The 24,157-nt window shown below is 54.5% G+C and carries 24 protein-coding genes and 1 riboswitch; of the genes, 13 read left to right on the top strand and 11 right to left on the bottom strand.

Features of this window, described 5'->3' with window-relative positions; genetic code table 11:
- Position 1 precedes the first annotated feature (1 nt).
- The gene (gene hutH / locus NNO03_RS13240; RefSeq protein WP_271449731.1) at positions 2-1,522 is read left to right on the top strand and encodes a histidine ammonia-lyase; all 1,521 of its coding nucleotides are present in this window, start codon (positions 2-4) and stop codon (positions 1,520-1,522) included.
- A 90-nt stretch (positions 1,523-1,612) separates the two neighbouring features.
- Here the strand turns inward: hutH and NNO03_RS13235 are convergent, their stop codons facing one another.
- On the bottom strand, positions 1,613-2,089 hold the full coding sequence (locus tag NNO03_RS13235) for a kinase inhibitor (protein WP_271449730.1): 477 nt from the start codon (positions 2,087-2,089) through the stop codon (positions 1,613-1,615).
- Positions 2,090-2,146: 57 nt separating this feature from the next.
- Entirely contained in the window at positions 2,147-3,436 is a 1,290-nt protein-coding gene (bioA, locus tag NNO03_RS13230; RefSeq protein ID WP_271449729.1) for an adenosylmethionine--8-amino-7-oxononanoate transaminase, read from the bottom strand.
- Between the two features lie 76 nt (positions 3,437-3,512).
- On the opposite strand from bioA, the gene bioB reads away from it, so the two are divergent.
- From bioB to bioD, 4 genes are read left to right on the top strand one after another with little or no spacing between them, the layout of a single operon-like run.
- On the top strand, positions 3,513-4,553 hold the full coding sequence (gene bioB, locus NNO03_RS13225; protein WP_271441246.1) for a biotin synthase BioB: 1,041 nt from the start codon (positions 3,513-3,515) through the stop codon (positions 4,551-4,553).
- The gene (gene bioF, locus NNO03_RS13220) at positions 4,550-5,707 is read left to right on the top strand and encodes an 8-amino-7-oxononanoate synthase (RefSeq protein WP_137384348.1); all 1,158 of its coding nucleotides are present in this window, start codon (positions 4,550-4,552) and stop codon (positions 5,705-5,707) included. Before bioB ends, bioF begins: the two co-directional genes overlap by 4 nt.
- Positions 5,691-6,476, top strand: coding sequence for a malonyl-ACP O-methyltransferase BioC (gene bioC / locus NNO03_RS13215; RefSeq protein ID WP_271449728.1), 786 nt, complete (start codon positions 5,691-5,693; stop codon positions 6,474-6,476). Before bioF ends, bioC begins: the two co-directional genes overlap by 17 nt.
- Positions 6,439-7,137 (top strand): dethiobiotin synthase, encoded by a 699-nt coding sequence (gene bioD, locus NNO03_RS13210; RefSeq protein WP_271449727.1) that lies wholly within the window; start codon positions 6,439-6,441, stop codon positions 7,135-7,137. The genes bioC and bioD overlap by 38 nt, the downstream gene beginning before the upstream one ends.
- Here bioD and NNO03_RS13205 read toward each other — a convergent pair.
- Positions 7,103-7,825: an ABC transporter ATP-binding protein gene (locus NNO03_RS13205; protein ID WP_271449726.1), complete on the bottom strand. Its 723-nt coding sequence runs from the start codon at positions 7,823-7,825 to the stop codon at positions 7,103-7,105. The genes bioD and NNO03_RS13205 overlap by 35 nt on opposite strands.
- A gap of 768 nt (positions 7,826-8,593) precedes the next feature.
- Between NNO03_RS13205 and uvrB the strand changes: the two genes are divergently transcribed.
- Positions 8,594-10,615 (top strand): excinuclease ABC subunit UvrB, encoded by a 2,022-nt coding sequence (uvrB, locus tag NNO03_RS13200; RefSeq protein WP_271441251.1) that lies wholly within the window; start codon positions 8,594-8,596, stop codon positions 10,613-10,615.
- Positions 10,616-11,025: 410 nt separating this feature from the next.
- Here uvrB and yvcK read toward each other — a convergent pair whose 3' ends face one another.
- Positions 11,026-11,934, bottom strand: a complete 909-nt coding sequence (yvcK, locus tag NNO03_RS13195) for a uridine diphosphate-N-acetylglucosamine-binding protein YvcK (RefSeq protein ID WP_101741867.1) — start codon at positions 11,932-11,934, stop codon at positions 11,026-11,028.
- 289 nt (positions 11,935-12,223) lie between these two features.
- Positions 12,224-12,369: riboswitch (molybdenum cofactor riboswitch) on the top strand.
- Between yvcK and moaA the strand changes: the two genes are divergently transcribed.
- The 6 genes from moaA to NNO03_RS13165 all read left to right on the top strand — a co-directional run bounded on the left by moaA (position 12,357) and on the right by NNO03_RS13165 (position 15,804).
- Positions 12,357-13,346: a GTP 3',8-cyclase MoaA gene (gene moaA, locus NNO03_RS13190; protein WP_115602345.1), complete on the top strand. Its 990-nt coding sequence runs from the start codon at positions 12,357-12,359 to the stop codon at positions 13,344-13,346. Its footprint overlaps the riboswitch before it by 13 nt.
- Positions 13,347-13,365: 19 nt before the next feature.
- A complete protein-coding gene (gene moaB, locus NNO03_RS13185; protein WP_271449725.1) occupies positions 13,366-13,878 on the top strand; it encodes a molybdenum cofactor biosynthesis protein B in 513 nt (170 codons plus the stop codon).
- A 2-nt stretch (positions 13,879-13,880) separates the two neighbouring features.
- Positions 13,881-14,366, top strand: a complete 486-nt coding sequence (gene moaC, locus NNO03_RS13180) for a cyclic pyranopterin monophosphate synthase MoaC (RefSeq protein WP_137384341.1) — start codon at positions 13,881-13,883, stop codon at positions 14,364-14,366.
- The gene (moaD, locus tag NNO03_RS13175; RefSeq protein ID WP_271449724.1) at positions 14,359-14,604 is read left to right on the top strand and encodes a molybdopterin synthase sulfur carrier subunit; all 246 of its coding nucleotides are present in this window, start codon (positions 14,359-14,361) and stop codon (positions 14,602-14,604) included. Before moaC ends, moaD begins: the two co-directional genes overlap by 8 nt.
- Before the next feature lies 1 nt (position 14,605).
- A complete protein-coding gene (moaE, locus tag NNO03_RS13170; protein WP_271441256.1) occupies positions 14,606-15,058 on the top strand; it encodes a molybdopterin synthase catalytic subunit MoaE in 453 nt (150 codons plus the stop codon).
- Positions 15,059-15,099: 41 nt separating this feature from the next.
- Positions 15,100-15,804 (top strand): Bax inhibitor-1/YccA family protein, encoded by a 705-nt coding sequence (locus NNO03_RS13165; RefSeq protein WP_137384338.1) that lies wholly within the window; start codon positions 15,100-15,102, stop codon positions 15,802-15,804.
- A gap of 144 nt (positions 15,805-15,948) precedes the next feature.
- Here the strand turns inward: NNO03_RS13165 and clsB are convergent, their stop codons facing one another.
- Positions 15,949-17,190, bottom strand: coding sequence for a cardiolipin synthase ClsB (gene clsB, locus NNO03_RS13160; protein WP_271449723.1), 1,242 nt, complete (start codon positions 17,188-17,190; stop codon positions 15,949-15,951).
- Entirely contained in the window at positions 17,187-17,948 is a 762-nt protein-coding gene (locus tag NNO03_RS13155) for an endonuclease/exonuclease/phosphatase family protein (RefSeq protein ID WP_271449722.1), read from the bottom strand. Before NNO03_RS13155 ends, clsB begins: the two co-directional genes overlap by 4 nt.
- A gap of 191 nt (positions 17,949-18,139) precedes the next feature.
- Here NNO03_RS13155 and NNO03_RS13150 point away from each other — a divergent pair, with 191 nt between their 5' ends.
- On the top strand, positions 18,140-18,550 hold the full coding sequence (locus NNO03_RS13150; protein ID WP_048212208.1) for a YbhQ family protein: 411 nt from the start codon (positions 18,140-18,142) through the stop codon (positions 18,548-18,550).
- Here NNO03_RS13150 and NNO03_RS13145 read toward each other — a convergent pair.
- The 5 genes from NNO03_RS13145 to cecR are packed head-to-tail and all read right to left on the bottom strand — an operon-like array spanning position 18,512 to position 24,153.
- A complete protein-coding gene (locus tag NNO03_RS13145) occupies positions 18,512-19,618 on the bottom strand; it encodes an ABC transporter permease (RefSeq protein WP_271449721.1) in 1,107 nt (368 codons plus the stop codon). The two genes, NNO03_RS13150 and NNO03_RS13145, sit on opposite strands and share 39 nt — an antisense overlap.
- 10 nt (positions 19,619-19,628) lie before the next feature.
- The gene (locus tag NNO03_RS13140; RefSeq protein ID WP_121584394.1) at positions 19,629-20,762 is read right to left on the bottom strand and encodes an ABC transporter permease; all 1,134 of its coding nucleotides are present in this window, start codon (positions 20,760-20,762) and stop codon (positions 19,629-19,631) included.
- A complete protein-coding gene (locus NNO03_RS13135) occupies positions 20,755-22,491 on the bottom strand; it encodes an ATP-binding cassette domain-containing protein (RefSeq protein ID WP_271449720.1) in 1,737 nt (578 codons plus the stop codon). The genes NNO03_RS13140 and NNO03_RS13135 overlap by 8 nt, the downstream gene beginning before the upstream one ends.
- Positions 22,484-23,479, bottom strand: a complete 996-nt coding sequence (gene hlyD, locus NNO03_RS13130; RefSeq protein ID WP_271441260.1) for a secretion protein HlyD — start codon at positions 23,477-23,479, stop codon at positions 22,484-22,486. The genes NNO03_RS13135 and hlyD overlap by 8 nt, the downstream gene beginning before the upstream one ends.
- Complete coding sequence (cecR, locus tag NNO03_RS13125; protein ID WP_271441261.1) at positions 23,476-24,153, bottom strand: transcriptional regulator CecR; 678 nt, start codon at positions 24,151-24,153, stop codon at positions 23,476-23,478. The genes hlyD and cecR overlap by 4 nt, the downstream gene beginning before the upstream one ends.
- Positions 24,154-24,157: the final 4 nt, after the last annotated feature.

Genomic DNA, 24,157 nt, shown 5'->3' with positions numbered 1-24,157 from the left:
TATGAACACAATTACCTTAACGCCTGGCCACCTTAGCTTTGCGCAGTTGCGCGATATCTGGCAACAGCCGGTTCAACTGAGCCTTGATGCCAGTGCGATTGACGCAATTAATGCCAGCGTCGCCTGCGTCAATAGCATTGTCGCGGAAGGCCGCACGGCGTATGGCATTAATACCGGGTTTGGGCTTCTGGCTCAGACACGTATCGCGACTGACGATCTGCAAAATTTACAGCGCTCGCTGGTATTGTCTCATGCAGCAGGTGTAGGCGAAGCGTTAGATGATGCGATGGTGCGCCTGATTATGGTGCTGAAAATTAACAGCCTGGCGCGTGGTTTTTCCGGTATTCGCCTGAACGTCATTGAAGCGCTGATTGCGCTGGTCAACGCCGGGGTGTACCCGCTCATTCCGGCGAAAGGATCGGTGGGGGCATCGGGCGACCTGGCTCCGCTGGCGCATATGTCCCTGACACTGTTGGGAGAAGGCAGGGCGCGCTGGCAGGGAGAATGGCTCCCGGCGGCAGACGCGCTGAAGAAGGCCGGGCTGGAGCCGATTACTCTGGAAGCGAAGGAAGGGTTGGCGCTGCTGAATGGCACCCAGGCTTCCACCGCCTTTGCATTACGTGGGTTGATTGAGGCGCAGGAGCTGTTTGCTTCCGCGACGGTGTGCGGGGCACTGACCACCGAAGCGGTATTAGGCTCGCGTCGTCCGTTTGATGCCCGTATTCATGCGGCACGAGGACAGCGTGGACAAATTGATGCCGCGACGCTGTATCGCCATGTGCTGACCGATTCCAGCGCACTTTCACAGTCGCATCACAACTGTGAAAAAGTGCAGGACCCCTATTCTCTGCGCTGCCAGCCTCAGGTCATGGGAGCCTGTCTGACACAAATGCGCCAGGTCATGGAGGTGTTGCTGGTGGAGGCCAACGCCGTTTCGGACAACCCGCTGGTGTTTGCCGAAGAAGGTGATGTTATTTCTGGTGGTAACTTCCATGCTGAACCGGTGGCAATGGCAGCGGATAATCTGGCGCTGGCGATTGCCGAAATCGGGGCGTTATCCGAGCGACGTATTGCGTTGATGATGGATAAACATATGTCGCAACTGCCGCCTTTCCTGGTGAAAAATGGCGGGGTTAACTCCGGCTTTATGATTGCTCAGGTGACTGCAGCTGCGCTGGCGAGCGAGAATAAAGCCCTCGCGCACCCACACAGCGTGGATAGTTTACCCACGTCAGCAAATCAGGAAGATCATGTCTCAATGGCACCTGCAGCAGGTCGTAGACTGTGGGAGATGGCGGCGAATACGCGTGGCGTGATTGCTGTGGAGTGGCTGGCGGCTTGTCAGGGGATTGATCTACGTGAAGGATTAACCTCAAGTCCGCTACTGGAGCAGGCGCGCCAGACGCTGCGTGAGCAGGTTGCGCACTATACGCAGGACCGTTTTTTCGCCCCGGATATTGAATGTGCGACCGAACTGTTAGCACAGGGTGCGTTGTTAAAATTGTTGCCTGAGTTTTTGTAATACCCTGCCGGATGCGTTGACGCTTATCCGGCCTACAAAACCAGGAAACCCGTAGGCCGGATGAGGCGAAGCCGACATCCGGCGCTGCGTTTAACTAAACATCGCAGTAATCGATGCGCTGGCGAGCGAATGAAAATGGACGTTAAATCCGACCATCGCGCCGCTGGCGCTCTCATCGACATCAATCCGTTCCACATCCAGCGCGTGAACCGTAAATATATAGCGATGGGTTTCGCCTTTCGGTGGTGCCGCACCGCCATAGCCCGCTTTGCCGAAATCTGTTCGGGTTTGAATGACCCCATCCGGCAGGGCAACCCGTCCGGAGCCATACCCTTGCGGTAGTGCACGGGTATCCGCCGGCAGATTGACCACTACCCAATGCCACCAGCCGGAGCCGGTAGGCGCATCAGGATCATAGCAGGTCACGACAAAGCTTTTAGCTCCGGCGGGCACATCATCCCATGCCAGATGTGGCGAAAGATTATCCCCGTCGTACCCCATGCCGTTAAAGACGTGGCGATGTGGTAGCTTTTCCCCATCGCGCAGATCGTTGCTGATTAATTTCATGCTGACTCCTCTCGTTAGCCAAAAAGTGTAGCCAGAAACCACTCAGCTTACCGCTGATTATTCGCTAAAAAATGTTGCATCGCGCACAGCATCGTTCACAGCCTGTGTCAGACGTTGCAATTGATCGGGTTGGATGATGTACGGCGGCATCAGATAAATGAGTTTGCCGAACGGTCTTACCCATACGCCCCGTTCAACGAAGAACTTCTGTAGTGCCGCCATATTTACCGGCTGGGTGGTTTCTATCACGCCAATAGCGCCAAGCACGCGCACGTCGGCGACATAGTCGGAATCCGCTGCGGGGGGGAGTTCTTCACGCAACTGCGTTTCAATGGCCGCGACCTGTGAGCGCCACTCGCCGGTGTTGAGCAGCGACAGGCTGGCCGAGGCGACGGCGCAGGCCAGCGGATTACCCATAAAGGTCGGGCCGTGCATAAAGCAGCCAGCATCACCGTTGCTGATGGTTTCTGCGACCAGGCGGGTGGTCAGGGTCGCGGAAAGGGTCATCGTGCCGCCCGTTAACGCTTTGCCGAGGCACAAAATATCCGGTGTAATACCAGCATGTTCACAGGCAAACAGTTTACCTGTACGACCAAATCCGGTGGCGATTTCATCGGCAATCAACAGGATACCTTCACGGTCACACATCTTACGAATACGCTTCAGCCATTCGGGATGATACATGCGCATACCGCCAGCGCCTTGCACAATAGGCTCAAGGATCACCGCTGCTATCTCGTGGCGATGCGCGGCCATCAGGCGGGCGAACGGTACCATATCCAGTTCGTCCCACTCGCCGCCCATGCGGCTTTGCGGGGCGGGCGCAAACAGGTTTTCTGGCAGATAACCCTTCCACAGGCTGTGCATTGAGTTGTCGGGATCGCAGACCGACATGGCGCCGAAGGTGTCACCGTGATAGCCGTTACGAAACGTCAGGAAACGCTGACGCGCTTCGCCTTTTGCCTGCCAGTATTGCAGCGCCATTTTCATTGCCACTTCGACGGCAACCGAACCTGAATCCGCGAGAAAAACGCACTCCAGCGCCTTGGGTGTCATGTCCACCAACTGGCGACACAATGTAATGGCCGGGGCATGGGTAATACCGCCAAACATCACATGCGACATGGCATCAATCTGCGTTTTCATCGCGGCGTTCAACTGCGGGTGATTGTAGCCATGGATCGCCGCCCACCAGGATGACATGCCGTCAATCAGTCTCTCACCGCTGGCTAAAATCAGTTCGCAACCTTCGGCGCGAGCCACCGGGTAAACCGGCAAAGGAGAGGTCATCGAGGTGTATGGATGCCAGATATGGCGTTGGTCAAAAGCAAGATCGTCCGTTGTCATAATCGACTTGTAAACCAAATTAAAAAGATTTAGGTTTACGAGTCTACACCAAACTTACAACGAAACGTATATCAATATGGCTCACACTTCTCGCTGGACAATGTCGCAAGTCACCGAATTATTTGAAAAACCGCTGCTGGATCTGCTGTTTGAAGCGCAACAGGTGCACCGTCAGCATTTTGATCCGCGGCAGGTACAGGTGAGTACGCTGCTGTCGATTAAAACCGGTGCTTGTCCGGAAGATTGCAAATACTGCCCGCAAAGTTCACGCTATAAAACCGGTCTGGAAACCGAGCGCCTGATGGAAGTTGAGCAGGTTCTGGATTCCGCGCGTAAGGCGAAACAGGCCGGTTCAACGCGATTTTGCATGGGGGCGGCGTGGAAGAATCCGCATGAGCGCGATATGCCTTACCTGGAACAGATGGTCCAGGGCGTAAAAGAACTGGGGCTGGAAGCCTGTATGACGCTGGGTACGCTCAACGAAACCCAGGCCCAGCGCCTGGCCAGTGCGGGTCTGGACTACTACAACCACAATCTCGACACCTCGCCGGAATTTTACGGCAATATCATCACCACCCGGTCTTATCAGGAACGTCTGGATACGCTGGATAAAGTGCGTGAAGCCGGGATTAAAGTCTGCTCTGGCGGTATCGTGGGGTTAGGTGAAACGGTTACCGATCGCGCTGGTTTGTTGCTGCAGTTGGCGAATTTGCCAACACCGCCGGAAAGCGTGCCGATCAACATGCTGGTGAAAGTAAAAGGCACGCCGCTGGCAGATAACGACGATGTCGATGCGTTTGATTTTATTCGCACTATCGCTGTGGCCCGCATCATGATGCCAACGTCATACGTGCGTCTTTCCGCCGGGCGCGAGCAGATGAACGAACAGACCCAGGCAATGTGTTTTATGGCCGGGGCCAACTCGATTTTCTACGGCTGCAAGCTGCTGACTACACCCAACCCGAACGAAGACAAAGATCTGCTTTTATTCCGCAAGCTCGGTCTGAATCCGCAACAAACGGCGGTGCTGGCGGGTGATAACGAACAGCAGCAACGTCTGGAGCAGGCGTTGCGTACCCCGGATACAGACGACTACTACAACGCGGCAACCGTATGACCTGGCAGCAAAAAATTGACGATGCGCTAACGGCGCGTCGTTGTGCTGATGCCCTGCGTCGCCGTTATGCGGTGACGCAGGGGGCAGGGCGCTGGTTGTTGGCCGAGGGGCGTCAGTATCTGAATTTTTCCAGTAACGATTATCTGGGGTTAAGTCACCATCCGCAGATAGTCTGTGCCTGGCAGCAGGGGGCTGAACGTTTTGGCGTCGGTAGCGGAGGGTCAGGCCATGTTAGCGGCTATTCCATCGCGCATCAGGCGCTCGAAGACGAACTGGCGCAATGGCTGGGTTATTCACGAGCATTGCTGTTCATCTCCGGCTTTGCTGCCAACCAGGCGGTGATCGCCGCGTTGATGGGAAAAGAGGATCGGATTGTCGCCGACCGCCTCAGCCATGCGTCGTTGCTGGAAGCGGCCAGCCTGAGTCCCGCCGTGTTACGCCGTTTTACCCATAACGACCCGCAACATCTGGCTCGTCTGCTGTCTGCCCCCTGTCCGGGGCAGCAGTTAGTAGTTACCGAAGGCGTGTTCAGCATGGATGGCGATAGCGCACCGCTGGCGGATATCCATGCCGCAGCGCAACGCCAGGCGGCCTGGTTGCTGGTGGATGATGCGCACGGTATCGGCGTGTGCGGTGAGGAAGGGCGCGGCTCGTGCTCCCGACAGCAGGTCAAACCTGAACTGCTGGTGGTGACATTTGGTAAGGGATTTGGCGTCAGCGGTGCGGCAATACTGTGTTCTGACAGCGTGGCTGATTATCTGCTGCAGTTTGCCCGTCATCTGATTTACAGCACCAGCATGCCACCAGCGCAGGCGCAGGCATTGCGTGCCGCGCTGGCAGTGATCCGCAGTCGTGAGGGGGATGAACGCCGGGAAAAACTGGCGATGTTGATCCAACGTTTTCGTGCTGGCCTGGATACGCCGGATTTCACGCTGGCAAATTCAGACAGTGCCATCCAGCCATTGATCGTGGGCGATAACCATAAAGCGCTGCAACTGGCGGAGGCTTTACGCGCTCAGGGGTGTTGGGTGACCGCCATCCGGCCTCCTACTGTACCGGTCGGCACAGCCAGATTACGGCTGACGCTGACGCAGGCTCATGAATGCCAGGATATTGACCGTTTACTGGAGGTGCTGCATGGCGCAGGTCAATAAACAGGCCATTGCTGCCGCATTTGGACGCGCCGCTTCCCACTATGAACAACATGCCGGGCTACAGTGCCAAAGCGCCGACGCCTTGCTGGCGCTGCTTGGTGAACGGGATTATGCACGGGTACTGGATGCGGGCTGCGGCCCTGGGCGCATGAGTCGCTACTGGCGTGAGCAGGGAAGTGAAGTCAGCGCACTGGATCTTTCTGAACAAATGCTGGCAGAGGCACAGCGGCAAAATGCCGCCCACCATTATCTGCTGGCGGATATTGAAGCCATCCCACAAAACACCGCCACCTTTGACCTGGCCTGGAGCAATCTGGCGGTTCAGTGGTGCGATAATTTACGCGGGGCGCTAAACGAGCTTTGCCGGGTTGTGCGTCCCGGAGGCACGGTGGCGTTTAGTACGTTGGCACATGGATCGATGCCGGAATTACGTCGGGCGTGGCAAGCGGTAGATGACCGGGAGCACACCAACCGTTTCTTGCCCGTGGAGCAACTTGAAAAGGCGCTGCATGGCTGGGACGTCGAGTATCAGCATCATACGGTGACACTGTGGTTTGACGACGCGCTGAGCGCCATGCGCTCGCTCAAAGGGATCGGTGCGACGCATCTCCATGATGGACGCGAGCAGCGCGTACTGACCCGTTCACAGCTGCAGCAGTTACAGTTAGCCTGGCCCTCCGTGCAGGGAAAATACCCGCTGACGTATCAACTTTTTTTAGGAGTAATTCAACGTGACCAGAACGTATTTTGTCACCGGGACGGACACTGAGGTCGGTAAAACAATTGCCAGCTGTGCGCTACTGCAGGCAGCGGGACAATTGGGTTATCGAACGGTCGGCTATAAGCCCGTCGCCTCTGGGAGTGAAATGACGGCAGATGGTCTGCGAAACTCTGATGCCCTTGCCCTGCAGCGCAACAGCGCCGTGGCAGTGAACTATACGGCAATCAACCCCTATACCTTTGCCGAACCCACGTCACCGCATATCATCAGCTCTGATGAAGGGCGACCGATTCTGGCTTCAGTGATGTCTGCGGGTTTACAGGCGCTGCAAATGCAGGCCGACTGGGTGCTGGTGGAGGGCGCTGGCGGTTGGTTTACGCCGCTTTCACCCACGCTGAGTTTTTCTGACTGGGTACAGACGGAACAACTGCCGGTTTTTCTGGTGGTTGGCGTCAAGCTTGGCTGCATCAACCATGCCATTCTGACTGCACAAGCGGTACAACAGGCTGGGTTGACGCTGGCGGGGTGGGTCGCCAATGATGTGGCTCCGCCAGGGAAACGCCATGCTGAATATATGGCAACGCTGAAACGCGCGATTCCGGCCCCGCTGCTGGGGGAAATCCCCTGGCTGGAAGACGAGCCAGAACGCGCAACGACAGGGCACTATCTTGACCTTAGCGTTTTGCCTCTGGCACCATCCAGGCGTTAAGAAACGGGTCGTTGAACTGCGTCAGTTGTCCCTGGGCCACATTGCGTCCGCGATGTAACAGGCAATAGCAATCAGCGACCCGACGAATAAACGGCAGGCTTTGCTCTGCGAGCATAATCGCGATGCCCAACTCCTGGCTTAGCCTCACAATCAGGTTCCCCAGCTTGTGGATATACGCCTGGCCCGTGCCTCGCGTAGGCTCATCAAGGATCAGCAGGCGTGGGCGTGTAACCAGTGCGCTGGCGAGTGCGAGCTGGTGCTGATCATCCTCTGATAAGACGCCCCCTTTGGTCTGACGCAGACTGTACAACTGTGGGAAGAGGCGGTATATATCGCTGCTGTTCATCGTTTCGCTTTCTTCAACCGCCTGGCGCGCAATATGCAGATTTTCCTCGACTGTCAGCTGCGAAAAAATTCGTCTCTCTTGTGAAACGGCGTTAATACCCAGTGCAATGCGATTTGCCGCCGGGATCGGACTCAGATCGCACGGTGGCGCGCCTGCCTGATGCCAGACCATCGTACCGCTTTCGATAGGCAAATTGCCGATGATGCAATTGGCCAGCGTCGTTTTCCCCATCCCCGGAAGTCCCAGCACGCCGGTACACTTGCCAGGCTGCAGGTCGAGATCCACATTCCATAGCGTGTGCTGGTTGCCGTAATAGTGATTCACTGCGCGAAGACTTAACATCGATTTTCTCCATCATGAAGTTATTCGCCCGACAGGCCGGGGAGCAGAAGAAAATTGCAAATCTCTTGCCAGAAAAGGGAAATACGCGAAAAACAGCGGGATAGCGTGATCCACCGGCAGCGATGTCTGGATTTTAACGATCCGGGTTAATTTTGCGCACACTGCCAGTGCCTGGTCGCGTCGGGATGGTGCAGGCAGGTAAATGGTGAAAATGCGAGCAAGATCTCGACCGTCTCCAGGACTTCGTTGGCTGATAAATATAAAAAAATGGCGATAATTTTTTTTTATCCCACCCGAAAAGGGCAAGTCGGTGTTTTTGCCAGGCGGCAGTCAGCACGGGCTGGAGGCAGTTATCCACTATTCCTGTGGATAACCTTGTGTATTAGAGTTAGAAAACACAATGTAAGCGAGAGAAGACGCGGCCTGCGACTAAATTGATGCGAAAGACGGCTCGAGAGAATAGTCATTGAAATACAGAATGTTAGATAAAAGCAATGGCTGTCGCAGAAGCGTCATGCGTTGCCATAAAACTTTCATCTGCCGTCTTGACAAATGTTAAAAAAGTCATTGGTTTGGGGATAACACATTTTTGCTGGTGTTTTATTTCGCCAGTGCCAAAATTTTAGCCTGCTATGACGGGCTTTCTGATGGCGTAACAGAAATATTCTGGTGCGTTACTGTTTTTTCATCCAGTATATTTTACTGGCAAAATATACTGCTGCGAGTAAAATTACACACCTGCCCGCCCATTGCTTCAGGTAGCTGCTCATGAGTAAACCGTTCAAACTGAATTCCGCTTTTAAACCCTCTGGCGATCAGCCTGAGGCGATTCGTCGCCTGGAAGAAGGGCTGGAGGATGGTCTGGCGCATCAGACGCTGCTCGGGGTGACGGGGTCGGGGAAGACATTCACTATCGCCAACGTGATTGCGGACTTACAGCGTCCGACGATGGTGCTGGCCCCTAACAAGACCCTCGCAGCCCAGTTGTACGGCGAGATGAAAGAGTTCTTCCCGGATAACGCGGTGGAATATTTCGTTTCCTACTACGACTATTATCAGCCGGAAGCTTATGTCCCGAGCTCTGATACTTTTATCGAGAAAGATGCGTCGGTAAACGAACACATTGAACAGATGCGTTTGTCGGCGACCAAAGCCCTGCTTGAACGGCGGGATGTGGTGGTGGTGGCCTCGGTTTCCGCGATCTACGGTCTGGGCGATCCGGATCTGTATCTGAAGATGATGTTGCACCTGACGGTGGGGATGATTATCGACCAGCGCGCGATCCTGCGCCGGCTTGCTGAGCTGCAATACACGCGTAACGATCAGGCATTCCAGCGCGGGACGTTCCGTGTGCGTGGTGAGGTGATCGACATCTTTCCGGCCGAATCTGACGATATCGCACTGCGCGTCGAGTTGTTTGATGAAGAAGTTGAGCGCTTGTCGCTGTTCGACCCGCTAACCGGGCAGGTTGAATCCACTATTTCGCGCTTCACCATTTACCCGAAAACCCACTACGTGACGCCGCGCGAACGTATTGTGCAGGCAATGGAAGAAATTAAAGTCGAGCTGGCGGAGCGCCGCAAAATCCTGCTGGCGAATAACAAGCTGGTGGAAGAACAGCGTTTAAGCCAGCGTACGCAGTTCGATCTGGAAATGATGAACGAGCTGGGTTACTGCTCGGGTATTGAAAACTATTCACGCTATCTGTCCGGACGCGGTCCGGGCGAGCCGCCGCCGACGCTGTTTGATTACCTGCCCGCCGATGGCTTGTTGGTGGTGGATGAATCCCACGTTACGATTCCGCAAATTGGTGGGATGTACCGCGGCGACCGGGCACGAAAAGAGACGCTGGTTGAATATGGATTCCGTCTGCCGTCGGCGCTGGATAACCGTCCGCTGAAGTTTGAAGAGTTCGAGGCGCTGGCACCGCAAACCATTTATGTTTCAGCGACGCCGGGCAATTATGAGCTGGAGAAATCCGGTGATGATGTGGTCGATCAGGTGGTGCGACCCACCGGGCTGCTGGACCCGGTCATTGAAGTTCGTCCGGTCGCGACGCAGGTTGATGACCTGCTGTCTGAGATCCGCATTCGCGCGGCGATTAACGAACGCGTGCTGGTGACGACACTCACGAAACGGATGGCGGAGGACCTCACCGAATATCTCGAAGAACACGGCGAGCGGGTACGCTATTTGCACTCCGACATTGATACCGTCGAACGCATGGAAATCATTCGTGATTTGCGCCTGGGCGAGTTTGACGTGCTGGTGGGTATCAACCTGTTACGAGAAGGTCTGGACATGCCAGAGGTCTCTCTGGTGGCGATTCTGGATGCAGACAAAGAAGGGTTCCTGCGTTCGGAACGATCGCTTATCCAGACCATCGGTCGAGCCGCGCGTAACATCAACGGTAAAGCGATTCTCTACGGCGATAAAATTACCGCATCGATGGCGAAGGCCATTGGTGAAACCGAACGTCGTCGCGAGAAGCAGCAACTGTATAACGAAGAGCACGGTATTACGCCACAGGGGCTGAACAAGAAAGTCGTTGATATCCTGGCGTTGGGTCAGAATATTGCGAAGACCAAAGCGAAAGGTAAAGGGAAGTCGCGTGCTGGGGCGAAATCCGAGGTGGTTGAGCTGGATATGACGCCGAAAGCGTTGCAGCAGAAGATTCATGAGTTAGAAGGTCAGATGATGCAGCATGCGCAGAACCTTGAGTTCGAAGAGGCCGCGCAGATCCGTGACCAGTTGCATCAGTTGCGCGAGTTGTTTATCGCGGCATCGTAAGTGTGTGCCGGATGCGGGATAAACCCCTTATCCGGCCTACATGCGCACCTGTAGGCCTGATAAGCGCAGCGCATCAGGCAGCGTTTGGTGCCGGATGGCAGAGCAGCGCGTTTTGTAGACCGGATAAGCGCAGCGCATCAGGCAGCGTTTGGTGCCGGATGGCAGTGCAGCGCGTTTTTGTATGCCGAATAAGCGCAGCGCTTCAGGCAGCGTTTGGTGCCGGATGGCAGTGCAGCGCGTTTTTGTATGCCGAATAAGCGCAGCGCATCAGACGGCGTTTGGTGCCGGATGGCAGTGCAGCGCGTTTTTGTATGCCTGATAAGCGCAGCGCATCAGACGGCGTTTGGTGCCCGATGGCAGTGCAGCGCGTTTTGTAGGCCTGATAAGCGCAGCGCATCAGGCAAAGACGTTCACCCTAACGCCTGCACCGCTTTCTCCAGCGCGCTATGCAGCAACTGACGGTCATGACGATAGGGGATATCGCTGGCTTCCAGTTCATCCTGAATCACAATGCGGTCGGTCACGGCCGAAACATCGACTTTTGGCCCCACAATCACCGCATCAATCACTTTCTTACCAACATATTGCTCAATGATAGCCAGCTTATCGGCAAGGGTCAGGCTGGCGGCAGGCAGGCTGAGTTCGCGTCCCAGATTGCCGATATAAACCATTGGTGCCGGTGTGCGACGTAATGCCTGCGCCATTTCGTCAAGCAGTAATAGCGGCATCAGGCTGGTATAAAAACTCCCCGGTCCTATCAGGATCAGATCCGCTTCCGCGATGGTTTCAATCGCCTCTCGCGTGGCGGGAACTTTAGGTGAGAGCATTAATTCTTGCGGCAGGGTAGTGAGCTGGTCGATATTTACTTCGCCATACACTTCATGTCCCTGATCGTCGAGCGCCATCAGGTCCACCGGCAGTTCTGACATGGGAATTAAATGTGCATCAACTTTTAGCAGGCTGCGAATTAAATTGATGGCTTCCAGAGGCCGCACGCTGAGGTGATCGAGCGCCTTTAACATCAGATTTCCGAGGTTATGACCGGAAAGTTCCCCATTACCGCCAAAACGGTACTCAAACATCGCCGATGCAACGCTTGGTTGGGTAATTAATTGGTTAAGGCAGTTCCGCATGTCTCCCCAGGCAATACCGCCTTCTGAACGGCGAATTCGCCCTGTGGAACCACCGTTATCGGTGGTCGTGACGATGCCCGTCAGGCGTGAACCTAAAGAGGAAAGTGACGAGAGAACGCGTCCTAATCCATGCCCTCCGCCGAGAGCGACAACGCGATCCAGATCTGCCAGCGTACGAGTGCGCATAGTTATTCCTGATATCAATTGATCGGCGCTACAGTAACGTAAATAGCGTGTTTTCAGCAATTATCCAGTCGCCATCGGCAGAAAATAATTTTCTGCGATCTACCCCTTTCTGACGACATCGACCTGATAGCAAGATGATGTATATCAATGCAAAACCATGGTTTTTGCTTATTCTGTAGCGAAATTGCACGATCATGTCGCTATATACATATTTATACAGCGAAAGTGTACATGGCAAAAGTGTCATTTACACGCTAGTATCGGCATAACCACAATGTACTCGAAGCATGACGAGTATAAACACTCTAGCCTCTGCACCTGGGTCAAATGATACGGTGCTTTGGCCGTGACGATACGTGAATACGATTGTCACCAGGGCGCAGGAAGAAATGACTTCGCCTCCCGTATTTGGAAAGGTGTACATGGGCTCTCAACTTACCGATGCATTCGCGCGTAAGTTTTACTACTTGCGTTTGTCGATTACCGATGTGTGTAACTTTCGTTGCACCTACTGTCTGCCAGATGGCTATAAGCCAGGTGGTGTGACTAATAACGGCTTTTTGACCGTTGATGAAATTCGCCGCGTCACACGTGCGTTCGCCAGTCTGGGAACGGAAAAGGTGCGTCTGACAGGTGGCGAACCGTCACTGCGTCGCGATTTTACCGACATTATTGCTGCCGTACGTGAAAACGACGCGATTCGTCAGATTGCGGTAACCACCAATGGTTATCGTCTGGCGCGCGATGCTGCTGCATGGCGCGATGCCGGGTTGACGGCACTTAACGTCAGCGTCGACAGCCTCGATGCCCGTCAGTTTCATGCCATTACCGGGCAGGATAAGTTTCAGCAGGTGATGGCGGGGATTGACGCCGCCTTCGATGCCGGTTTTGAAAAAGTGAAAGTCAACACCGTGCTGATGCGCGATGTAAACCATCATCAACTGGACACCTTCCTGGCCTGGGTTCAACCGCGGCCAATTCAGCTACGTTTTATTGAACTGATGGAAACGGGTGAGGGCAGTTCTCTCTTCCGCAAACACCATATCTCCGGGCAGGTACTGCGCGATGAACTGCTTAAGCGCGGCTGGATCCACCAGTTACGCCAGCGCAGCGATGGTCCGGCTCAGGTTTTCTGTCATCCTGATTATGCCGGTGAAATTGGTCTGATCATGCCTTATGAGAAAGACTTTTGCGCCACCTGCAATCGCCTGCGTGTTTCATCCGTCGGCAAACTTCATCTGTGTTTATTTGGTGAAGGCGGGGTGAACTTGCGTGATTTGCTGACCGACGACGCCCAGCAGGCTGCGCTTGAAGAACGTATCTCTGCCGCGTTGCTGGAGAAAAAGCAGACCCATTTCCTGCATCAGAACAATACCGGTATTACGCAAAACTTATCTTACATTGGCGGCTGATCGCTAAAAGGAGTTTCTCATGAGTCAGGTAAGCGCTGAATTTATCCCGACACGCATTGCTATTCTTACCGTTTCCAACCGTCGTGGCGAAGAAGATGACACCTCCGGCCATTATCTGCGCGATTCGGCGCAAGAAGCGGGTCATCAGATTGTTGATAAGGCGATTGTCAAAGAGAACCGTTATGCGATTCGCGCCCTGGTTTCTGCGTGGATTGCCAGTGACGATGTGCAAGTGGTGCTCATTACCGGCGGTACCGGTTTAACCGAAGGCGATCAGGCACCGGAAGCGCTGCTGCCGCTGTTTGACAGAGAAGTCGAAGGTTTCGGCGAAGTATTTCGCATGCTCTCCTTTGAGGAGATTGGTACGGCGACGCTGCAGTCTCGTGCGGTTGCCGGGGTGGCAAATAAGACGCTGATTTTCGCCATGCCGGGGTCGACCAAAGCGTGTCGTACCGCCTGGGAAAATATTATTGCGCCGCAGCTCGATGCCCGTACACGTCCGTGTAACTTCCACCCACATTTGAAGAAATAAGTATGTCGCAATTAACCCATATTAATGCCGCTGGTGAAGCGCACATGGTGGATGTTTCTGCCAAAGCAGAGACGGTACGCGAGGCGCGAGCTGAAGCATTCGTGACCATGCGCAGTGAAACGCTGGCGATGATTATTGATGGCAGCCATCATAAAGGTGATGTTTTCGCTACGGCCCGCATTGCGGGTATTCAGGCGGCTAAACGCACCTGGGATCTGATCCCGCTGTGCCATCCGCTGATGCTCAGCAAGGTTGAAGTCAATCTGCAGGCCGAACCGGAACACAACCGTGTCCGCATCGAAACGCTATGTCGGCTGACGGGAAAAACCGGTGTTGAAATGGAAGCATTAACGGCGGCTTCCGTAGCGGCGTTGACCATTTACGACATGTGCAAAGCAGTACAAAAGGATATGGTGATTGGTCCGGTACGTCTGCTGGCAAAAAGCGGCGGCAAGTCGGGGGATTTTAAGGTGGATGCACATGATTAAGGTTCTTTTCTTTGCCCAGGTGCGAGAACTGGTTAACACCGATGCGCTAGAGGTGACGGCTGAATTTGCAACGGTAGAAGCACTGCGCCAGCATCTGGCAGGCAAAGGCGATCGTTGGGCACTGGCGCTGGAAGATGGCAAGCTGCTGGCGGCGGTAAACCAGACGCTGGTCAGCTTTGATCATCCTCTCAGGGCGGGTGATGAAGTGGCTTTCTTCCCGCCAGTGACCGGAGGCTAAAATGGCTGAAACGCGAATTGTTGTTGGGCATGCACCCTTCAGCGTCGGTGATGAATACCCCTGGCTTGCCGAGCGCGATGAAGACGGCGCGGTGGTCACCTTCACTGGTAAAGTCCGCAATCATAATCTGGGTGACAGCGTGCAAGCATTAACGCTGGAACACTATCCGGGGATGACTGAAAAAGCGCTGGCGGAAATCGTTGACGAAGCGCGTACGCGCTGGCCGTTAGGCCGGGTAACGGTGATCCATCGCATTGGCGAATTGTGGCCGGGCGATGAAATTGTTTTTGTCGGTGTGACCAGTGCACACCGTAGTAGCGCGTTTGATGCCGGGCAGTTCATTATGGATTACCTGAAAACGCGTGCGCCGTTCTGGAAACGCGAAGCCACGCCAGAAGGTGAACGTTGGGTCGACGCCCGCGACAGCGATAAGCAAGCAGCAAAACGCTGGTAGAGTACAATTGGTTTAGGCACATACTGACTCAGGAGATTGTCATGGACCGATTCCCACGATCCGATTCTATTGTGCAGGCCCGTTCCGGCCTGCAAACCTACATGGCGCAGGTCTATGGCTGGATGACCTGTGGGTTGTTACTGACGGCGTTTATTGCATGGTATGCGGCGAATACGCCTGCAGTGATGATGTTTGTCTTTTCCAGCAAAATTACCTTCTTTGGGCTGATTATTGCACAACTGGCGCTGGTATTTGTCCTGTCGGGAATGGTGCAAAAGCTCAGTGCCGGAATGGCAACGACGCTGTTTATGCTCTATTCGGCGTTAACCGGGCTGACGCTATCGAGTATTTTTATCGTTTATACCTACTCGTCTATCGCCAGCACCTTCGTGGTCACCGGCGGGATGTTCGGTATCATGAGCCTGTACGGATACACCACTAAACGTGATCTCAGCGGCTTGGGTAACATGCTGTTTATGGCGTTAATTGGTATCGTTCTGGCCTCGTTGGTTAACTTCTGGCTGAAGAGCGAAGCGCTGATGTGGGCGGTGACCTACATTGGGGTGATCGTGTTTGTCGGCCTGACGGCCTACGATACGCAAAAGCTGAAAAACATCGGTGAGCAGATCGACTTGCGTGATAGTTCGAATCTGCGCAAGTATGCGATCCTCGGCGCGTTAACGCTGTATCTGGACTTCATCAACCTGTTCCTGATGTTGCTGCGTATCTTCGGCAATCGTCGATAATGCTTGTCGCCGGATGGCGCTGCGCCTGTCCGGCCTTGAAAGTAGGCCGGATAAGACGTTAAGCCGCATCCGGCACTAAAGTCATGATGATTTAGCCATCGCTTCCTCGTTTGATACCCGCAACTTTTTCACCCGACGTCGCCATCAGTTTTTTCCTCCTGCATCCCCGGTTTGAATGCGATCTTGTGTTTCGAGCGCAGGTTGTGCCGGCGGCTCCACTTCAGTCAGGCGTGGAGTGTGTGCCGGTAGCCAACCGACCAGTGCCGGGAAGTGGCGTAAAAAGTGAAATGCCAATACGCTTTTGGTCAGGTTCCACCAGGTTCGTTTTGGCAGCATGGATTCGTCAACCCGCTTGCAGTCCTGCGCAATAATAGGGTTCAGGTTGTCGCGCAGTATCTGATTAAAAGCACGGTCATGAATAATGAGATTGGCTTCCAGATTCAGCGACAGACTGAGCGGGTCAAGATTGCTGGAGCCGACGGTAGCCCAGTGATCGTCCATCAGCGCCACTTTGCCATGCAGCGGCTTGCGGTGATATTCATAGACGTGGACGCCCCCTTTGACCAGATAGTTATACAGCAACTGGGCACCCACTTTCACAATGGGTATATCAGGCTCGCCCTGAACGATGAGTTTTACCCGTACGCCGCGTCGCGCCGCTTTACGTAGTGCATGCAACAGACGATAACCGGGGAAGAAATAGGCATTGGCAATAATCACTTCCCGCTTTGCCTGCGCGAGCATTTTCAAATAATGGCGTTCAATATCATCGCGATGTTCCTCGTTATCACGCCAGACGAACAGCGCCTGCGCTTCGCCGGGGCGATGATTGTCGACTGCCCGGTGATGCCGTCGCCACCAGCGGCGTACGGCGCTATGTCCCGGCAGGCTCTCCAGCACGAAGGTAAGAATATCGACCACAATCGGGCCTTCAACACGCACAGCGTAATCTTGCTTGGCTTCCGGCCCGTAGTCAGACATGTGTTCGGCGGAGTAATTAATGCCGCCGACGAAGGCGATGCGATCGTCAATGACCACAATTTTGCGATGCATCCGGCGAAACAGATTGGTGCGCATCCCGAACAGACGTGGGCGCGGATCGTAATAACGGAAAACAATACCCGCCGCGGTTAACTCTTCGACAAAGCGATCGCTGAGATCTGGTGAGCCATAGCCGTCCAGCAACACCTCTGCGGCGATCCCGCGGTGCGCGGCAGCGATCAGCGCGGCATGTAGCTGTTTTCCTACCGCATCTTCAAACCAGATAAAGGTCTCCAGAATGATTTTTTGCTCCGCGTGTTCAATCGCGTGAAATACGGCGGGATAGTACTGATCGCCGTTTTCCAGTAGCTGAATTTGATTGCCTTCACGCCAGCCAGTTTTCATACACGAATCTCCGCGCTCAGGGGGGCATGATCGGACAAATGTCGCCAGTGTCGCAGCGCCAGCGCGGTTGGCATACTGGCGTTAGCATTTTTTACATAGATCCTGTCGAGGCGCAGTAGAGGACATCGCACCGGGAACGTTCGTGCCGGGCGACCGTGAGCGCGAGTAAAAATCTCGTCAAGACCGGCCTGGCTCTTTAACGGATAATTCGCCTGCTGTCGCCAGTCGTTAAAATCGCCAGCAACCACCACGGGGTCCGTGTCGGGCAGGGCATTAACCCAATTTGTCAGCATGCTGAGCTGTGCCTGGCGATGGGCCTCACGCAAACCGAGGTGGACGCACATCACATGAATCGGGCGGGAAAGCATCGGCGGCACAATGCGGCAGTAAAGCACACCACGCTTTTCACTCGTGCCAACGGATACATCACGATTTTCATAATGTTCAATGGGGTAACGCGATAGCACGGCGTTGCCGTGATGTCCTTGTGGATACACGGCATTGCGCCCGTAGGCGAAATCGCTCCACATGGTGTCGGCCAGAAACTCGTAGTGGCTGGTATCCGGCCAGTTTTCTATCTGCAGTGCGTGTACGTCGTGAGCGCCCAGCACTTCCTGCAGGCACACAATATCAGCGCCAACTGCCCTGATGGCATCCCGCAGCTCGGGCAAAATAAAGCATCTGTTAAAGGCGGTGAAACCCTTGTGAGTATTAATGGTGAGCACATTGAATGAAAATCGGTCTGCGGATTCGCTCATGATTCTCCCGTTGGCGTCACTTTCCTGACTCTCTCCGTCATCCTTCGGGATGCGGGGGTTTTGACCGTATCGCGAATTCTGTGGCGAAATAAATAGTGTAGTCGCCGTCACAAAAAGATGCGGTGTTGCGGAATTTTCCGTAAAGTCCGGTACTCTGAATAATTAGTTAAAAATCCTTCAGGAGAAAAGCCATGAGGTGGCAACAACGTGTTCGTGTCGCAACGGGTCTAAGTTGCTGGCAGATTGTGTTGCATTTACTGGTAGTGGCGTTGCTGGTAATGGGCTGGATGAGCGGCAAGTTGGTGCACGTCGGCCTGGGATTATGCGTCGTGTATGGCGTAACGGTTATCTTAATGCTGGCATTGCAACGTCACCATGAACAGCGCTGGCGTGATGTGGCTGACGTGCTGGAAGAGCTGACGACCACGTGGTATTTCGGTGCGGCAATGATCGTACTGTGGCTGCTGTCGCGTGTACTGCAAAACAACGTGTTACTGGCGCTGGCGGGGCTGGCGATCCTTGCCGGACCCGCAGTGGTCTCGCTGTTGGCGAAAGACAAAAAGTTACATCACTTTGCGTCTAAACATCGCATACGCCGCTGAGCCTGTTGTGGCCGCTATCACCAATAGCGGCCACAAACTTCCCCAGACAATCTTCAGACTCGCATCCTTCAGGTAAATCTGTTTTGTGATGTCCGTAAAGTGACGGATCGGGTTTATCCACGTCAGGTTTTGTAACCATACCGGCATATTTTCGACCGGAGAGACATATCCGGACAGCAAAATCGCCGGCATCATAAAGACAAAGACGCCGATAAATGCCTGCTGCTGTGTCGCGCACAATGACGAAATCAGCAAGCCAAATCCCACCAGCGATAACCCGTAAATCACCATGGTGAAGTAGAACAAACCCAGTGAACCGGCAAACGGGATGTGATAGGCCCAGATGCCGATGGCCAGTACGATGGTGGCCTGAAAGGTGGCAACAATCAGTGCAGGCACCGCTTTACCGATGAAAATCTGCCAGGTCGTCAGCGGGGAAACCAGCAGCTGATCGAGCGTGCCCTGTTCGCGCTCGCGGGCGACCGACAGTGAGGTGACGATCATCACGCCGATGGTGGTGATCATAGCGATCAGCGACGGAACTACGAACCATTTGTAATCCAGATTGGGGTTATACCAGTTACGCACGACCAGCTCGCTGTTGTTCGGTTTTGGCTTGCCGTCCATCAGCTCCTGCTGATACGCCTTAACGATCTGCTGCAGATAATTCGCGGCAATCTGCGCGCTGTTGGAGTTGCGCCCATCGAGAATGAGCTGCATGGGCGCCTGCTGGAAAGTATCCAGATTACGCGAGAAGTCTGCCGGGAAGCGCACCAGCAACAGTGCTTTTTGCGTGTCGATGGTGGGTTGGATTTCCTGTGGGCTTTTTAGCAGCAGAATATGGGTAAAGGCGCTGGCACGGGCAAAACGCTGGGTTAATTCCACCGAATGTTTACCGTTATCTTCGTTATAGATAGCGATAGTGGCGTTAGTGACTTCCAGTGTTGCGGCGAACGGGAACAGAATGACCTGAATCAGTACCGGTAAAATTAAAATGGCCCGCGTCTGCGGCTCACGCAGCAGCGATTGCAGCTCTTTGCGAATTAATGTCCATAAGCGATGAAACATGCCAGTCCCCTTAATCCAGCCGACGTTTGGTTTTAAGCCACGTCAGGCCAATAAACATCACCGCCGAAGCGATTAAAAACAACACGTTGATAATCAGCACCACCGGAATATTTCCCGCCAGAAACAGGCTTTGCAACGTGCTGACGAAATAGCGTGCGGGAATAATGTAAGTCACCGCGCGGATAATCGCCGGCATGCTATCTATCTGGAAGATAAATCCCGACAACATAATTGAAGGCAGGAAGGCGGCGTTTAGCGCCACCTGTGCGGCGTTAAACTGATTGCGAGTGATGGTGGAAATCAGTAAACCCATACCGAGTGTGCTGAGCAGAAACAGGCTGGTAATAAAAAACAGGATCAGCAACGAACCGCGATACGGCACGCCCAGAATAAATACCGAAACCAACATACACAGCAGCATCGCCAGCATGCCAAGAAAGTAATAGGGGATAAGCTTACACAGCAGCAGTTCGACGCGGGTGACTTCGGTAGACAGCAGCGCTTCCATGGTGCCACGTTCCCACTCACGCGCTACCACAAGCGAAGTGAGGATCGCGCCAATGACCGTCATAATGATAGTGACCGCCCCAGGAATAATAAAATGCTGGCTGATGGCCGCCGGGTTAAACCAGTACCGGGTCTGCACATCGATCAGTGGCTCGAACGATTCACCGCGGTCTTCTGCCCGTTGCTTTTGCCAAATCTGCCAAATACCTTCGACATAACCCTGCACAAAGTTAGCCGTGTTTGGCTCACTGCCGTCGGTGATGACCTGAATGGGCGCTACGTCGTTGGGGCGCGCCATCTGTTGGGCAAAATCTACCGGGATCACCACCAGGCCGCGAATGCGTCCGGCCTGCATTTTCTCAATCAATTCCTGACGGTTATCGCTGATGGTGGCATCAATATAGGGCGAGCCGGTCATGGTATGGGTAAAGTCCAGCGCCTCTTTGCTTTGCTGTTCAAGCAAAATCCCCACCCGCAGCTTGCTGGAGTCGAGGTTGATCCCGTAGCCGAAGATAAACAGCAGCAGTAGCGGGATCACTACCGCAATTAGCCAGCTACTGGGATCGCGGACGATCTGGCGTGTTTCTTTCACGCACAACGCCCGCACGCGCCGCCAGGAGAGAGAGTGGCTACTCATGCGTATGCTCCTTATCCCAGTCATTGATAAGCGTAATAAACGCCTGCTCCATAGTCGGGTCCGGCGTGTCGCTATCGGCTGCTTGTGCTTTCAGATCGTCAGGCGTGCCGCTGGCAATCAGCTTGCCGCGATATACCAGCCCGATACGATCACAGTATTCCGCCTCGTCCATAAAGTGGGTGGTGACCATCACCGTAACCCCTTTCTCTACCATGCTGTTGATATGCAGCCAGAATTCCCGACGGGTGAGGGGATCGACCCCGGAAGTGGGTTCATCGAGGAACAGGATATCGGGTTCATGCATCAGCGAGCAGGCCAGTGCCAGGCGCTGCTTAAAGCCCAGCGGCAGATCGTCGGTGGCGTGAGACGCGATGCTTTTCAGGCCGAATGCCTCGCTCATACGATCGATTTTCTCTTTCTGCGCCCGACCGCGCAGGCCGTAGACGCCAGAGAAAAAGCGCAGATTCTGCTCAACCGTCAGGTTGCCGTACAGGGAGAATTTTTGCGCCATATAACCCAGATGCTGGCGCGCTTTGCCGGAGCTGACTTTCAGATCCATATCCAGCACCAGCGCTTTGCCGGAGGTGGGGACCAGCAGACCGCACATCATTTTAAAGGTGGTGGATTTACCGGCACCGTTTGGCCCAAGCAGGCCAAAAATCTCACCACGTTGTACGGCAAAATCCACATGATCGGTGGCCGCAAAATCACCAAATTTCTTGGTCAGTGCTTTGGCTTCGATCACCGTTTCACCAGGCGTTCCCTCAACCGTATGCAGGATCGCGCCCAGCGGTGATTCCGACGTACCGGCACCACCCAGTAAATCAATGAAGGCATCCTCGAAGCGGGGCGTCGTTTCGCTGATGTTAATCTCCGGCATCCCGTCCGCCCGACGAATATCGTCCGCAGTGGCTGTTTTTTTCAGGATCAAACGTACCGATTTACCCTGAATCATCCCGTCGCTGACCTGCGGTAGTTTTAATGCCCGCTGCAGCAACCGACGGTTGTTTTCCTGCGGACTGCTCATCAGGAAACTGCGGCCCGCCATGGTTTGCGTCAGTCGCGTCGGTTCGCCCTGATACAACAGTTCGCCTTCGTTCATCAACAGCACATCACGGCACTGCTCTGCCTCATCCAGATACGAGGTACTCCAGAGGATCAACATGCCATCCCCTGCCAGTTCGTGCACCATTTGCCACAGTTCACGACGGGAGATGGGGTCGACGCCGACACCTGGCTCATCAAGCAACAACACTTTGGGCTCGCCGACCAGCGTACAGGCCAGCCCCAGCTTCTGTTTCATCCCACCGGAAAGTTTGCCAGCCAGACGCCCGGTAAATGGCCCCAACGAGGTAAATTCCAGCAGGCGGGCAAACGTTTTTTCTCGCGCTTCGCCGGTGACACTGCGCAAATCGGCATAGAGATTGAGGTTCTCCATGACGGTTAAATCTTCATACAGGCCAAATTTCTGTGGCATATAACCCAGTACCGCATGCAGCGCACTGTCGTCCTTGATGGGGTCGAAGCCGATCACTGTGGCGCTGCCGTCATCAGGTTTTAGCAGACCCGCAAGCATCCGCATTAGCGTGGTTTTCCCGGCACCATCAGGCCCGACAAGCCCAGTAACGTAGCCTGCATGAATGGTGCAGTCGAGTGGGGCGACTGCCGGTTTTTCCATCCCGGCAAAGCGTTTCGTCAGACCATTCAGCGTAATGACAGCGTCATTCATGCCGCGCCTCGGTACCGAATTTTACCGTCACCGGCATTCCCTGGCGTAGCGCATCGTCTGCGTCGGTCACGACAATACGCAGACGGTAAACCAGGTCAGTACGCAGGTCCGGGGTTTCCACCGTTTTCGGGGTAAATTCTGCAGTAGGTGACACGAAGCCAATTTTACCGTGATACGGTTTGTCCGGCCGACCGTCGGTGTAGAGCAAAATTTCACGTCCCGGCTGCGCCTGGCTCAGATTACGCTCGTCAACATAGGCGCGCACCCAGACCGGGCGGGTGAGCGACAGCGTCAGTACCGTACCGCCTGCGCTTAGCATACTGCCGGGTTCGACCGCACGGGTAAGCAGCGTACCGTCAGACGGTGAGGTTAGTGTGGTGTCATGCAAATTAAGCTCTGCCTGTGCCAGCTCGGCCTGGGCCTGTTCGAGTGTGGCTTTTGCCTGCGCAATATCCTGCGGACGGTTACCGCTGCGATATTGCGTGAGTTTATCTTGCGCGGATTTTAACGATGCCAGCGCCTGGTCACGCGATGAACGGGCATTTTCCAGATCGTTGGCGGAGATGGTGCGACTTTTCCACAATCCTACCTGTCGATTATAAAAATTCTGCGCGTAATCATAAGCCGCCTGCGCCTGTTTTACCGCCGCGGCAGTTTGCGCGATTTCTTCTTCCCGATAACCTGCCAGCATCAGGTCGTACTGTGCCTGGGCGGCGGCAACATTGGCTTTTGCCTGCATCAGCGCGTTCTCATACGGGGCGTGATCCAGTTCGCCCAGCACCTGGCCTGCGGTAATGGCATCGCCTTCGTCAACCGCCAGCGAGGCCAGTCGACCACCGACGCGAAAACTCAGGTTGACGCTACGGATGTCGACGTTGCCGTACAGCGTCAGGCCGTTATCTTGCCGACTTTGATACCACCACGTTCCACCGGCAATCACGGCAACGAGGGCCGCGATAACCAGCCCAAGAACGACAGGTTTTTTCATGACTCCAGACTCCTTTGCGTTAAACCTTGCAGAATAAGATCGATATGACAGGTGACCGTTTGGTAAATCAGCGCGGTTTTATCCTCATCAAATTGTGACCAGCCCGTACGTAACAGAATCGTTTCTTTACCCAGGCGAAAGGCCAGCACTTCGCCAAGTATGGCGTGGGTGTGCAGGATCATTTGGGTATCATGGGCATCGCAGCCAGTATAGGCGGCGATCAGGCGTGTCAGGTGGGTATGCAGTGGATCGATAACCTGGTCATGCACCAGTTGATACGCGGCGGTAGGGGAAAGCTGCTCGCGTGAAATAAATTTGCTCAGGTTAACCGTGTCGTCCTGGGTTAACAGCATGATCATATTTTTGCAGGCGCGCAGGATAAGCTCGCGCATCGCGGCCCGGTCTGGCTTTGGCTGAGAAAACAGTCGCTCTGCTTCCTCCGCGTGAGGGCGAAACTGCGAGCCGATAAAATCAGCAATCCACTGGGCACAGGCGAGATATAAATCCTCTTTTGAGCCAAAATAGTAGGTGATGGCCGCAATGTTTTGTCCGGCCTGAGCCGCAATATCACGCGTAGTGGCATGCAGGCCGTACTCGCCAAATTGCGCCAGTGCGGCGGCAATGAGCTGATTTTTCGCCTGTTCACCTTTGGTTGTCATGGTGGGTGTATTCATTGCG

It is taken from the genome of Citrobacter sp. Igbk 16, from assembly GCF_028069755.1.
Taxonomy (GTDB): Bacteria; Pseudomonadota; Gammaproteobacteria; order Enterobacterales; family Enterobacteriaceae; genus Citrobacter.
This window is presented reverse-complemented; position numbering and strand designations above follow the sequence as displayed.